This is a genomic window from Aeromonas sp. 600774, from assembly GCF_049175075.1.
GTDB lineage: Bacteria > Pseudomonadota > Gammaproteobacteria > Enterobacterales > Aeromonadaceae > Aeromonas > Aeromonas veronii_A.
The window spans coordinates 84,073-96,410 of the sequence record NZ_JAAKUJ010000005.1; the positions used below are offsets into that span (position 1 = coordinate 84,073).

At 61.2% G+C, this 12,338-nt stretch carries 13 protein-coding genes; 1 reads left to right on the plus strand and 12 read right to left on the minus strand.

Annotated elements, in window-relative coordinates:
- Positions 1-118: 118 nt before the first annotated feature.
- Positions 119-847 carry a TerC family protein gene (locus tag G5171_RS07110; protein ID WP_005346200.1) on the plus strand — a complete coding sequence of 243 codons (729 nt, stop codon included), beginning with the start codon at positions 119-121 and terminating at the stop codon, positions 845-847.
- 72 nt (positions 848-919) lie between these two features.
- On the opposite strand, the gene G5171_RS07115 is transcribed toward G5171_RS07110, so the two are convergent.
- The 12 genes from G5171_RS07115 to G5171_RS07170 form a co-directional block, all read right to left on the minus strand.
- Positions 920-1,408, minus strand: coding sequence for an OmpA family protein (locus G5171_RS07115; protein WP_421212114.1), 489 nt, complete (start codon positions 1,406-1,408; stop codon positions 920-922).
- Between the two features lie 25 nt (positions 1,409-1,433).
- Positions 1,434-2,675, minus strand: a complete 1,242-nt coding sequence (locus tag G5171_RS07120) for a diguanylate cyclase domain-containing protein (RefSeq protein WP_421212116.1) — start codon at positions 2,673-2,675, stop codon at positions 1,434-1,436.
- On the minus strand, positions 2,672-3,229 hold the full coding sequence (locus tag G5171_RS07125; RefSeq protein WP_421260005.1) for a YfiR family protein: 558 nt from the start codon (positions 3,227-3,229) through the stop codon (positions 2,672-2,674). The genes G5171_RS07120 and G5171_RS07125 overlap by 4 nt, the downstream gene beginning before the upstream one ends.
- A 188-nt stretch (positions 3,230-3,417) precedes the next feature.
- Positions 3,418-4,965, minus strand: a complete 1,548-nt coding sequence (gene tyrR, locus G5171_RS07130; protein ID WP_005333656.1) for a transcriptional regulator TyrR — start codon at positions 4,963-4,965, stop codon at positions 3,418-3,420.
- A gap of 148 nt (positions 4,966-5,113) precedes the next feature.
- A complete protein-coding gene (locus tag G5171_RS07135) occupies positions 5,114-5,212 on the minus strand; it encodes a 4a-hydroxytetrahydrobiopterin dehydratase (RefSeq protein ID WP_270905441.1) in 99 nt (32 codons plus the stop codon).
- A gap of 50 nt (positions 5,213-5,262) precedes the next feature.
- Positions 5,263-5,601: a 4a-hydroxytetrahydrobiopterin dehydratase gene (locus tag G5171_RS07140; protein WP_216978931.1), complete on the minus strand. Its 339-nt coding sequence runs from the start codon at positions 5,599-5,601 to the stop codon at positions 5,263-5,265.
- Positions 5,602-5,664: 63 nt separating this feature from the next.
- Complete coding sequence (gene phhA, locus G5171_RS07145) at positions 5,665-6,459, minus strand: phenylalanine 4-monooxygenase (RefSeq protein WP_245132191.1); 795 nt, start codon at positions 6,457-6,459, stop codon at positions 5,665-5,667.
- Between the two features lie 153 nt (positions 6,460-6,612).
- Positions 6,613-8,043: a gamma-aminobutyraldehyde dehydrogenase gene (locus tag G5171_RS07150; protein WP_421260006.1), complete on the minus strand. Its 1,431-nt coding sequence runs from the start codon at positions 8,041-8,043 to the stop codon at positions 6,613-6,615.
- A 29-nt stretch (positions 8,044-8,072) separates the two neighbouring features.
- On the minus strand, positions 8,073-8,900 hold the full coding sequence (locus G5171_RS07155) for an ABC transporter permease (protein WP_005352644.1): 828 nt from the start codon (positions 8,898-8,900) through the stop codon (positions 8,073-8,075).
- A gap of 35 nt (positions 8,901-8,935) precedes the next feature.
- Complete coding sequence (locus G5171_RS07160) at positions 8,936-9,904, minus strand: ABC transporter permease (protein ID WP_421260007.1); 969 nt, start codon at positions 9,902-9,904, stop codon at positions 8,936-8,938.
- Positions 9,901-10,914 carry an ABC transporter ATP-binding protein gene (locus G5171_RS07165; protein WP_421260008.1) on the minus strand — a complete coding sequence of 338 codons (1,014 nt, stop codon included), beginning with the start codon at positions 10,912-10,914 and terminating at the stop codon, positions 9,901-9,903. Before G5171_RS07165 ends, G5171_RS07160 begins: the two co-directional genes overlap by 4 nt.
- Positions 10,915-11,057: 143 nt before the next feature.
- Positions 11,058-12,203 carry an ABC transporter substrate-binding protein gene (locus G5171_RS07170; RefSeq protein WP_421260009.1) on the minus strand — a complete coding sequence of 382 codons (1,146 nt, stop codon included), beginning with the start codon at positions 12,201-12,203 and terminating at the stop codon, positions 11,058-11,060.
- Between the last annotated feature and the right edge of the window lie 135 nt (positions 12,204-12,338).

Sequence of the window (12,338 nt, forward strand, 5' to 3'; positions counted from 1 at the left end):
CTGCCTCCCTTGCAATGGGCACCATTTTTATCTTTTCGTCCCTCTGGGACAAGCGGTGATACCCCTGCTAGAATTCGCACCTTCATTTTTCCAACCAATGTTCAATCAAGGTTCAATCATGCTGGAATGGGTTCTTGATCCCTCCGCCTGGGTTGCTCTCGCGACCCTTACCCTGCTCGAAATCGTGCTGGGCATCGACAACATCATCTTTATCTCCATCCTGGTCGGCCGCCTGCCGGAGGCGCAGCGCCAAAAAGCGCGCATTCTGGGGCTGGGGCTCGCCATGGGCACCCGCATCCTGCTGCTGCTCTCGCTGGCCTGGGTGATGCGTCTCACCGAGCCGCTCTTCACCGTGCTGAACGAGGCTATCTCGGGCCGAGACCTGATCCTGCTGCTGGGGGGGCTGTTCCTTATCGCCAAAAGTACCCACGAGATCCACGCCACCCTGGAAGGAGCCGCCGAGCCGGAGAGCGTCAGCAAAACGGCCTCGGGATTTGTCAGCACCCTGATCCAGATTGCCATTCTGGACATAGTGTTCAGCCTCGACTCGGTGATCACAGCAGTCGGCATGGCCGATCACGTGCCGGTGATGGTGCTGGCCATCATGATCGCCGTCTTCATCATGATGTTCGCCGCCAAATCCATTGGCGATTTCGTCGATGACCATCCCACCATCAAGATGCTGGCCCTCTCCTTCCTCACCCTGGTGGGGTTTGCCCTGATGGCGGAGGGAATGGATCTGCACATACCGAAGGGCTACATCTACTTCGCCATGGCCTTCTCGCTGGTGGTGGAGATGATCAATATCCGCTTGCGCAAGCACAGCGAGGCCGACACAGGAAAGTAGTGTCGCCGGATCAAAAAGAGCGCCTCTCGGGGCGCTCTTTTGCTATGCACACGGCGTACTGCCGGGTAGAAATCACTGGTTGGCAATCACAATGGCAACCCGGCGGTTTTCTGCTCGTCCGGCGGCGCTCTTGTTGTCCGCCACCGGGGCCGTCTCACCACGGCCACGGATCTCAAGATTGGCGGGCTTCATCCCCACCGAGATCAGCACATCGGCCACCGATTGAGCCCGTTTCAGAGAGAGCTGCTGGTTATAGCTGCTCTCGCCGGTATTGTCGGTATGGCCGTCAACCCTCGCCTTGTCGAGCCCGACCCCAAGCAGGGCCTTGCCCAGTTTTTCCACTATCTGCCGGGTCTGCGGATTGAGTTCACCCACATTGTTGGCAAACAGCACCCGGTTGGCCAGATCCAGTGTCCAGCCCTCATCGGTCAGATAGAAACCTTGCTCCTTCAATACTGCCAGCTGTTCCGGTGTCAACCCCCTGGGGGTGCTCTGACAACCCGCCAGCAGAGAGAACAACAGGCCCAGCACGACAGCCTTGATGGAGAGGGATAGTTTCATTGTTATGACTCCTTTACACCTTGACTCACGCCGATTTGGCGGCCTCAACCTCCTCACGGCGTGTACGTTTTGCCAAATACATGGCTTTGTCTGCCAGCTCGCACAGCTCGCTGGCGCGGGTCCCGGGTTGATGGATGGCAAAACCGATGCTGATCCCTGCCACCAGTTGCTGTCCATCCCGCAATACCACAGGATCACTCATCGCCTGCTGAATGCGGTCGATCACCTCTTCCACATCCTGCCCCAGATGCACAGGTGTCAGCAGTATGGCGAACTCATCCCCCCCCAGCCGGCAAACCAGATCTCCGGGGCGCAGCTGATGCTCTACCCGCCGGGAGAGGGTCACCAGCACATCGTCACCGGCGTTGTGCCCCAGGGTGTCGTTAATCTGTTTGAAACGATCGCAATCGAGATAAAGCAGGGCGAACGGGGCCCCCCCCTCGCTTACCTCGCCAATGGCATGCTCGAGGCGAGCTTCGAATAACGCCCGGTTGGGCAACCCGGTCAACGCATCATGGGTCGCCTGGTGGAGCAGACTGGCGTTCTCCCGCGCCTGATGAGCCTGCCAGGCTTGCAGCTCATCCAGCAGGGCGTTGAAATCCTCTCCCAGTTCATTGAGCTCGACGATATCGGCCGGTGGCGCCCGCATCCCCAGAGTGCGTTGTCGACGCACCGAGTGGGCGACCTGTGCCAGTTGTCGCAGTGGCGAGGTGATCGCGACCTGCATCCGCCCGGCGACATAGAAGGCGCCCATCACACTCAACACCAGGCAAATCACCATCACCAGCAGCACCGAGAGCAAGAACAGCAACAGATACTCGCCATGACCGCGCAGTTCTATGGTGGCAATCTGATCACCTCCCCGCAGCATGGGATAGGTGACCGGCCCCGGTAACAGCAGGCGGGCAAGATAATCTTCGACTGTGGCTAGTGGATTGCTGACGGGACGAACCCATTTAGCGAGCTGTTGACCATTGGCCAGCACGATACTGGCTTCGGCCACCTCCTCATGGGCGACAATACCGCCAAGCGCCTCGCTCGCTGCCTCTTCATCGTGGAACACCACCGCCGCCTCGGCGCTGTAGCTGATTGCGCGGGCCACCAGCTCCAGATTGTGATCGGCGTAGAAGCGTACTACCAGCAAGGCAATCAGAGTAAAAAAGAGTCCCGCCACGCTGACGGCCGTGATGGCGGCCACCAGATGGGTTCGCCCCAAGCTCTGACGCAGGGTCGGAAGACGGGGATCCGCGCTGACCTGTCGCCTCATGGGACCCCCTTATCGGCACGGGCCAGCTTGAGCACAGCGGGATGTACTCGTACGCCGCTCAGGGCCAGGGCATCGAGGTTCACTTTAAACCGCACTCGCACACTCTGTGGCTCGGTCTGCAGACAGAACACCGAGCTGGTGGAACAGTCGTGGTTGTATTCGCTGATGCTGAGCACTGAATGACCCTGCAAGCGCGCAAACAACGCAATCCGGGTCGGCTCGTCGACGACGCCGAGATAGAGCACATCGCAATTATCACTGATGGCCGGATCACTCGCGTCGTAACGATTGACCTGCACGGCACGGCCATTGGCCTGACGATCGATGGTAAAGAGGGCTCCGGCATACTCCGTTGGCGCCGCCACACACATGCGCAGCACCGCAGGCTCGGTGGGCCAGCGAGTGTAACTCAGGATATCGAGCACCAACTCTCTGACCGCCGTCGCGCGGATCTCCGCGGCCGTTTCCGCCAGCGCGCGAGGCAACAACAGACCAAACCCTAACAGCAAGAGCACCAGGCGAGCGATGAAACGGGGAGAAAAGAGTAACAGCATGATCGGGAGGTGACCGCCTTGACAACACCGCTGCAGTGGCATAGCGGTTCGGGTACATGTATCCAGATAGTAAGTTGGTGGACACTGGCCTGACAAGTCTCCCGCAGCCCTCCCGCCCGGAAGCCGTGTAAAGAAAACAGAGAGCCCGTCTGGTGACGGGCTCTCTGTTGGCTAGCATCCGGAACAACTTACTTCTTGCTGATGCCATATTCCCGCAGCTTGTTGGCGATGGCGGTATGCGACACGCCCAGGCGTTTGGCCAACTGACGGGTCGACGGGAAGGCGGGATAGAGCCGGGCCAGCAGCTGGCTCTCGAAGCGCTTCACCGCATCGTCGAGATTCCCCTCAAACCACTCGTCGATCAGCGGCATGGTATCGGCCGCCACCGGCAGGTCGATCTGCTCGGGCCCCAGCTCATCCCCTTCCAGCAGTGTCATGGCGCGGTAGAGACAGTTGCGCAGCTGACGCACGTTGCCCGGCCAGCGGTAGGCGGTCAGGTAGTCGGCCATGTTGCGGGTAAAGCGCGGACGGGGTCGCTGCAACTCGCTGGCAAAGCGGGAGACAAACTGCTGGGCCAGCACCATGATGTCTGCCTTGCGCTCGCGCAGGGGTGGCAGCGCCAGACTGAGCACGTTGAGGCGATAGTAGAGATCCTCGCGGAAGGTTCCTTCGTGCACCAGATCCAGCAACTGCTTCTGGGTGGTGCAGATGAAACGCACGTTGACCTTCACCTCCTGCTCGTCACCGACCCGGCGGAATACCCCATCCTGCAACACCCGCAAAAACTTGGTCTGCAGATGGGGAGACATGTCGCCGATCTCGTCTAGCATCAGGGTGCCGCCGCTCGCCAGCTCCAGCACGCCGCGCTTGCCCTCGGTGTTGTTGCCAAAGGCACCGGGGGCATAACCAAACAGCTCGCTCTCGGCCACGTTATCGGGCATGGCAGCGCAGTTGAGGGCCATAAAGGGGTGGCTGGAGCGCAGGCTGGCCCCGTGACAGGCACGGGCCAGCAGCTCCTTGCCGGTACCGGTCTCACCGACAATCAACAGCGGCGCGTCCTGCATCGCCAGTTTGCGCGCTTGCGACAGCACCTCTTTCATCTTGGGGCTCTCAGCCTGCAGATGCTCGAAGCCCCCCACTTCCACCGCATGAAGCGCGCTGAAGTGCAGGCCGACCCGACGGGCAGATTTGAGCACCACCACGGCCCCAGCCAGCGCCTGCTTGCCGCGGGCTTCTGCCACGAACAGCGGCATCAGATCTGCCAGATACTCTTCGCCATTGAAACTGAGCTTGCAGGTCTGCGGCTTGATCTCGCTCGCCTCCAGCCAGCGGGTGAAGGAGAAGCCCTTGACCAGCGAACCGAGCGCCACGCCGCGCACCTCCTCCACCGGCAAGCCGAGGGTGGTGAGGGCCGACTGGTTGGCCTGGGTCACCTTGCCCTTGCTGTCGAGGGAGAAGACCAGGTCCGGCAGCGCCTTGAGCAGCGCCTCGATCTCGTGATGCTCTCGCTCGGAAGGCATGTAGGGGATGGTCTTGACGTCGTAGACGCCGGGAATGCGGCGGATCTCCGGCATCAGGTGCTGAAAATCACTGAACTCCAGCTCGGGAAAGTTGAGATAGATGATGCCTGAGGTATCGATTTCGATGCCGCGCAGATCGATATTGTGCTCCACCAGGCGGTCGAGCAGTTCCCGGGTCAGGCCCAGGCGGTCTTCACAGCTGACTTCAAGACGCATTCGGGACACACTTCCTAGCTAACTCTATGAATGAGCGGATAATACAGTCTCGATCCCCCCAGTGCGAGCGCCAGCCCATAAAAATGCGGGCCCGCCCCGCTTTCGCAGGCAGGCCCGGGTCAACCGATGACGCTGGTGTGGGGTGCGATTACCGGAGCAACTGATCGGTGCGCGCCGCCATGATGAAGTCGTTGCGATGCAAGCCGCCGATCTTATGCATCCACCAGCTGACGGTCACCTCCCCCATTCGGTCAGAAATGCAGGAAGGGGGATACTCCGCCTCAACCTGTTCTCAGATTATCTGGGCAATTGGTCTGTACGCGCAGCCATGATGAAGTCGTTGCGATGCAAACCGCCGATCTTGTGGGTCCACCAGCTGACGGTCACCTTGCCCCACTCGGTCAGGATGGCCGGATGATGGAACTCTGCCTCCGCCAGTTCGCCCAGGCGGTTGGTAAACGCCAGCGCCTCCTTGAAGTTGCGAAACGTAAATTCCCGCCGCAGCTGCAGCGCCCCCCCCTCCACCAGCGGCTGCCAGTCGGGAATAAGCTGCATCAGCTCACGCAGCTCCTCATCGCTCACCTTGGGGGCATCGGCGCGACACGCTTCACACTGTTGGCTGGCCAGTTCGGACATGGGTTACTCCTGCTTGAATTAATGAAAAATTAATGAAAATGAAATAGGGTTGTTTGCTTTTGGTCAGCTCGCCTGTTTGCCAGCGGGAACCTCAAAACGTGGCGGATAGAGGCCAAGACGACTGGCCTCGGCCAGAGCAGCCATGATCTCCTCCCCAGTCAGTTGGTAGAGATGCTCGAGACTCGGCAGCACAAAATAGGTGGGCTGCATGATGTCGATGCGATACGGGGTGCGCAGCACGGTCAACAGATCGAAAGGTTGCAGCAGCGGCTGGCCGGAGAGGGCATAGGCGGTCTCGCCGATGGAGGAGAGAATGCCGCCACCGTAGATACGCAGCCCGTCAGGCGTGGCCAGCAGGCCAAACTCCACGGTGAACCAGTAGAGCCGCGCCAGAAAAACCCGCTGCTCCTTGCTCGCCTGCTGCCCCAACTGACCGTATAGGTGGGTGAAGTGGGCAAAGGCCGGATTAGTCAGCATGGCGCAGTGGCCGAAGATCTCGTGAAAGATATCCGGCTCTTGCAGGTAGTCGAGCTCGTCCCGCCGCCGGATAAAGGTCGCTACCGGAAACTGGCGGTTGGCCAGCAGGGCAAAGAAGCGATCGAACGAAATCAGCGCTGGCACCGCCGCCACCGACCAGCCGGTCGCAGGCTGCAAGACGGCGTTGATCTCGGCCAGCTGGGGGATGCGATCACGGGGCAGCCCAAGCCTGTCGAGACCGGCCAGATACTCATCACACCCCTTGCCATCGAGAGCGGCGAACTGACGTTCGATCAGGATCTGCCAGGTGCCGTGCTCTTCGTTGCTGTAGTGGATCACCCCGTCAGCATCCGGCTGGTGGGCGGTGTAAAAGGTTGCCATAGCGGTTCCATCCTCTGGCGCCACATCAAGGCGCCTTGCCGTTTCATCACGATTTCACTGTAACGAAATGGCAACAAAAAAAGCAGCCGACCCATGAGCCGGCTGCCTGAAACAGTTGTAAATAAATTGTGACAGCCCGCTCACCAATCCCCACTACAGCTTGACCATGATATGGCGCGGCACAGTGTAATCCTCCAGCGCATAGAGGGAGAGATCCTTGCCGTAGCCCGACATCTTCATGCCGCCGTGGGGCATCTCGGAGGTAAGCATGAAGTGGGTGTTGATCCAGGTGCAGCCATATTGCAGGTGGCTGGCCACCTTGCTGGCGAGGCTCAGATCCTTGGTCCAGACCGACGAGGCGAGGCCATAGTCCGAGTCGTTGGCCCACTGCACCACCTGCTCGGCGTCGTTGAAACGGGTCACCGACACCACGGGGCCAAACACCTCGCGGCGCACGATCTCATCCTCCTGCCGAGCCCCGACAATCAGGGTCGGCTCGAAGAAGAAGCCGTTGCCGGGGCGGATCTTGCCCCCCGCAGTCACCTCCACATGGCCGCTGCTCTGGGCCCGCTCGACAAAGCTGGCGACCCGGTTGCGCTGTCTGTCCGAAATAAGCGGCCCCATCTCGACCCCCTCCTCGTACTGGCTTCCCACCTTGATGGAGGCCACCACCTCGGTCATGGCGGCGACAAACTTGTCGTAGATCTTGCCCTGGGCATAGATACGGCAGGCGGCGGTGCAATCTTGCCCTGCATTGTAAAAACCGAAGGTGCGAATGCCCGCCACTACGGCCTCCAGATCCGCATCGTCGAAGATGATGACCGGCGCCTTGCCTCCTAGCTCAAGGTGGGTGCGCTTCATGGTGCGGGCGGCGCTCTGCAGGATCTTCTGGCCGGTGGCGATATCGCCGGTGAGCGACACCATCCGCACCAGCGGGTGCTCCACCAGCGGCGCCCCTACACTCTCGCCCCGCCCGCAGATGACGTTGATAACGCCGCGGGGGAAGATCTCGCTGGCCAGTTCGGCAAGGCGTAAAGCAGTGAGCGGGGTCTGCTCGGAGGGTTTGAGCACCACCGTATTGCCCGCCGCCAGCACCGGCGCCATCTTCCAGGCCGCCATCATCAGCGGGTAGTTCCAGGGGGCGATACTGCCCACAACACCTATGGGATCGCGCCGGATCATGCTGGTGTGCCCCTCGAGATACTCTCCCGCCAGCGGCCCTTGCAGGCAGCGGGCCGCCCCGGCAAAGAAGCGGAAGCAGTCCACCACCGCGGGCAGCTCGTCATTGAGCACAGCCAGATAGGGTTTGCCGCAGTTGAGGGATTCGAGCGCCGCAAACTCCTCGGCGTGGCGCTCGACGAGATCCGCCAGACGCAGCAGCAGGTTGCTGCGGCTTGCCGGGGTGGTGCGGCTCCACTGGGCGAAGGCGCGCTGGGCACCGTTCACAGCCCGGTTCACCTGTTCGAACGAGGCTTCGGGCACGGCGGCGATCTGTTCGCCGTTGGCCGGGTTGAGAATGGGTTCGGCCTGCCCCTCGCCGGTCACAAACTGGCCATCAATCAAGAGTTGGGTAGAGAGTTTCATGGTTGCATCCTTGCGCACGCGTTGAGTCATCATTTGCCACTGCCAGCGACATCATGGGTGTCGCGAGTGAGGTAGTAGGCAAGCAAAATAGGGATAGTGGTGAAGGCCACTATGATGAGGGCCACCACGTTGGTGACCGGCCTGTCACGGGGACGGATCAGCTCCTGATACATCCAGATGGGCAGCGTGGTCTGCTGGCCCGCCGTAAAGGTGGTGACGATCACTTCGTCAAAACTCAGGGCAAAGGCCAGCATGCCCCCCGCCAGCAGCGCCGTGGCCAGATTGGGCAGGATCACGTAGCGCAGGGTCTGGAAGCCGTCGGCCCCGAGATCCATCGACGCCTCGATGAGGCTCTGGTTGGTGCGGCGAAAACGTGCCAGCGCATTGTTGTAGACCACCACCACACAGAAGGTGGCGTGGCCGATAACGATGGTCCAGAAGCTGAACGGGATCTCCATCAAGCCGTAGGCCGAGCGCAGCGCGATACCGGTGACGATACCGGGCAGCGCGATGGGCAGCACCAGCAAGAGCGACACCACCTCCTGACCGAAGAAGCGGCTGCGGGCAATGGCCCCTGCCGCCAAGGTGCCGAGGATCATGGCTGCCAGCGTCGCCAGCCCCGCTACCTCCAGTGACAGCTGGATGGCACGCCACACATCGGGACGATTGAGGGTCACCTCGAACCACTTGAGGGTGAGCCCGGGGGGCGGAAACTGGTAACTCTTGCTCTCGCTGGTGAAGGCGTAGAGGAAGATAAACAGAATGGGAAAGTGCAGGAACAGAAGGCCACCGATGGCGGCGTACTTGAGCAGCCCCGAAGGGCGCTCTCCCTGACGGCTCACTGAGCTAGCTGACATGACGGCCTCCTTGCTGCCGGTTCAAAGCGATTGATTCAAAGCGCATCAAAAGCCCCCAGTCTTTTCGCAATCGCCAGATAGATGGCGATGATAAGGATCGGCACCAGCGAGAAGGCGGCGGCAAAGGGCAGATTGCCCGCCGTTCCCTGCTGCATGTAGACCACCTGACCGATATACATGGTCGAGTTGCCGATGATGCCGGGGATGATGTAATCACCGAGGGTCAGCGAGAAGGTGAAAATGGAGCCCGCCACCACACCGGGCAACGCCAGCGGCAGGATCAGGTTGCGAAAGGTCTGGGCGGGTGTCGCCCCCAGATCGCTGCTCGCCTCCAAGAGGGATCGCGGTATACGCTCCACCGCCGCCTGAATGGGCAGGATCATGAAGGGCAGCCAGACATAGACGAACACGATAAAGGTGCCGAGCCGCGAGAAGGAGAGCGACGGGCCACCTATCACCGGCAAGGAGAGGATGGCATCGAGCAGCCACTCCAGCCCCATGCTGTCGGCCAGCCAGCTCACTACCCCCTCCTTGGCCAAAATAAGCTTCCAGGCGTAGACCCGCACCAGATAGCTGGACCAGAGCGGCAGCATGATCCCTACATAGAACAGCGCCCGGGTCTTGCCACTGGTGTAGCGTGCCATGTAGTAGGCTACCGGAAAACCGAGCAGGGCACAGGCCAGGGTCACCAGCAGCGACATGCCGACGGTGCGGCCGATCACATCCAGATTCTCCGGTCGCAGCAGGGCGACGAAGTTTTGCAGGCCCAGCTCGTGGCGCACCTGACCGCTGAACTCGTCCAGCCCGAACAGAGAGTTGGAGAGCAGCATCAGCAAGGAGCCGACATAGATGATGCCGAGCCACAGCAGCGGCGGCCCCAGCAGGATCGCCAGCAGCAGGCCGGGTCGACCATAGAGCAGGGTCGAGAGGCGCCGCAGCGGCCTGAAACGGGCAGGTTCGGGCTGATGGTTCATGGCAAGACTCGCACTGTGAGGGGTACTCATGGCAGAGCCCCTTGATGGGCGGCGCTCAGGCGATGGATGGCCTGCTCCGGCCAGCTGAGGCTGACCCTGCTGCCACGGGCCAGACGGGCCTGCCCCTCATTGGGGTGGTTGACGATGATCTCGAGCTGCTCCCCGAGATCAACCCGATAACGGACGAAGGGGCCCAGATACTCCACCTCGCGGATCTCTCCCGACCAGCCCGGCGCACCCGCCTCAGCGAGCCGGATCCGCTCCGGGCGCACCATCATCTGGCTGCCGTCACCGCACAGCCGTCTGGCCTGCTCCCCTTCGAACAGATTGACGGTGCCGACAAAGCGGGCCACAAACGGCGTCGCCGGAGCGTCGTAGATGGTATCGGGGGCGGCTATCTGCTCAATCTTGCCCTGACTGAAGATGCAGATCCGGTCGCTCATGGAGAGCGCCTCCTGCTGATCGTGGGTGACGAAGATAAAGGTGATGCCCAACTGGCGTTGCAGCGCCTTGAGCTCAAGCTGCATCTGCTCGCGCAGTTTGAGATCGAGGGCCCCCAGCGGCTCATCCAGCAGCAGGATGCGTGGCTGGTTGATAAGCGCCCGGGCGATGGCGATGCGCTGGCGCTGGCCGCCGGAGAGCTGGCTTGGGCGGCGCTTGCCGACCCCGGGCATTCGCACCAGCTCCAGCATCTCGTCCACCTTGCGGTAACGCTGTGCCTTGGCGACCCCCTTGAGCATCAGGCCATAGCCGATGTTGTCGCGCACATCCATGTTGGGAAACAGGGCGTAGTCCTGAAACACGGTATTGAGGTTGCGATCGTAGGGGGGCACGGTGGAGCAGGGCTCGCCGAACAGGCGGATCTCCCCGTCGCTCGGGTACTCGAAGCCCGCGATCATCCGCAGGCAGGTGGTCTTGCCGGAACCGCTCGGCCCCAGCAGGGTAAAGAATTCCCCTGAGGGGATCTGGAAAGAGATGTCATCGACCGCCTTCACCTCGCCATAGTGGCGGCTGACCCGGTCAAATTGTACGGCGTTCATGGGGCGTCCTTGTCTGTGCTGGGATGGGCCGGACTCCTGTCCGGCCCGCTTGATTATCCGCTCTCGGCAGTCGTGCAGAGGAGGCGCAACTCCCCTGCCGTTGGCAAGGTGGCAGCCGGGGCGACCACCTTGCTCACACCGCCTTAGCGACCGCCCAGAATGGCGATATAGTCGGAGACCCAGCGGTAATAGGGCACGCAAGTTCCCTGGCTCTTGCACTGGGAGACAGGAGTACGCCAGAAGTGAACCCGATCGAAGTTGTCGATGCCGTTGGTCTTGCACCCCTCTTTCCCGAGCAGGGCATTGCCCTCGCAGGCGGCGGGTACCACGGGCACTGAGCCGAACCAGGAGGCGAGATCCCCCTGCAGCTTGTTGTTGAGGGAGTGTTCCAGCCACTGATAGGCACAGGTGAGGTTCTTGGCATCGCTGTGCACCATGCTGGTATCGGCCCAACCGGTGACGCCCTCTTTGGGCACAGTGGTGGCGATAGGTTGCTTGTCGGCGATCAGGGCGTTGGCCTGGAACGGCCAGGAGCCTGACGCGACCACCCCTTCGTTCTTGAAGTCATCGATTTGAACGAAAGCATCATGCCAGTAGCGTCCCACCAGCTGGCGCTGCTTGCGCAGCAGATCGAGGGAGGCCTTGTACTGATCCTCGTTCAGCTCGTAAGGATCCTTGATGCCCAGGGCAGGCTGATGGGTCATCAGATAGAGGGCGGCATCGGCGATGTGGATCGGGCCGTCAAAGGCCTGCACCCGCCCCTTGTTGGATTTGCCATCCGCCAGAGTCTGCTCCTCGAACACCACGTTCCAGGAGTCCGGTGCCTTGGGGAACACCTTGGTGTTGTACATCAGGATATTGCCGCCCCACTGGTAGGGCACGCCGTAGTGCTTGCCATCCACAGTGTGCCAGGGGGCATTTTGCAGCCGGGGATCAATCTTGCTGTAGCTCGGGATGAGCGCCAGATTGAGCGCCTGCACCTTGCCACCGGCAATCAGACGCAGACTGGCATCGCCGGAGGCGGTCACCAGATCGAAGCCCCCCTCGTTCATCAAGGCCACCATCTCGTCCGAGGTGGCCGCCGTCTTGACGCTCACCTTGCAGCCGGTCTCTTTCTCGAATCCGGTCACCCAGTCGTAGTTCTTGTCGGTCTCGCCACGCTCAACGTAGCCAGCCCAGGCCACGATATTGAGCTGGCCTTCACCCTTGCCGAGCTCGGTCGGGGCAGCCTGGGTCTGGCCTGCCAGCAGCGCCGGAACAAGAGCCAGCATCAGAGGGGTCAATTTCATCATGCACTCCTTGCATTGTGTTGACTTGCATCAGGTGAAGGAACGCCACCATGGGCGTTAACATCCTGTTAACCAGCAATGAGCTTAGGGGAGTGGCAATACGATGAATATTTCAATTTTTGGTGGCTCAGGTAT

What these genes read in the sequence shown, in the direction of transcription:
- G5171_RS07110 (WP_005346200.1), top strand. Translation starts at nt 119, where the DNA reads ATGCTGGAATGGGTTCTTGATCCCTCCGCCTGGGTTGCTCTCGCGACC.
- G5171_RS07115 (WP_421212114.1), bottom strand. Translation starts at nt 1,408, where the DNA reads ATGAAACTATCCCTCTCCATCAAGGCTGTCGTGCTGGGCCTGTTGTTC.
- G5171_RS07120 (WP_421212116.1), bottom strand. Translation starts at nt 2,675, where the DNA reads ATGAGGCGACAGGTCAGCGCGGATCCCCGTCTTCCGACCCTGCGTCAG.
- G5171_RS07125 (WP_421260005.1), bottom strand. Translation starts at nt 3,229, where the DNA reads ATGCTGTTACTCTTTTCTCCCCGTTTCATCGCTCGCCTGGTGCTCTTG.
- tyrR (WP_005333656.1), bottom strand. Translation starts at nt 4,965, where the DNA reads ATGCGTCTTGAAGTCAGCTGTGAAGACCGCCTGGGCCTGACCCGGGAA.
- G5171_RS07135 (WP_270905441.1), bottom strand. Translation starts at nt 5,212, where the DNA reads ATGGGGGAGGTGACCGTCAGCTGGTGGATGCATAAGATCGGCGGCTTG.
- G5171_RS07140 (WP_216978931.1), bottom strand. Translation starts at nt 5,601, where the DNA reads ATGTCCGAACTGGCCAGCCAACAGTGTGAAGCGTGTCGCGCCGATGCC.
- phhA (WP_245132191.1), bottom strand. Translation starts at nt 6,459, where the DNA reads ATGGCAACCTTTTACACCGCCCACCAGCCGGATGCTGACGGGGTGATC.
- G5171_RS07150 (WP_421260006.1), bottom strand. Translation starts at nt 8,043, where the DNA reads ATGAAACTCTCTACCCAACTCTTGATTGATGGCCAGTTTGTGACCGGC.
- G5171_RS07155 (WP_005352644.1), bottom strand. Translation starts at nt 8,900, where the DNA reads ATGTCAGCTAGCTCAGTGAGCCGTCAGGGAGAGCGCCCTTCGGGGCTG.
- G5171_RS07160 (WP_421260007.1), bottom strand. Translation starts at nt 9,904, where the DNA reads ATGAGTACCCCTCACAGTGCGAGTCTTGCCATGAACCATCAGCCCGAA.
- G5171_RS07165 (WP_421260008.1), bottom strand. Translation starts at nt 10,914, where the DNA reads ATGAACGCCGTACAATTTGACCGGGTCAGCCGCCACTATGGCGAGGTG.
- G5171_RS07170 (WP_421260009.1), bottom strand. Translation starts at nt 12,203, where the DNA reads ATGAAATTGACCCCTCTGATGCTGGCTCTTGTTCCGGCGCTGCTGGCA.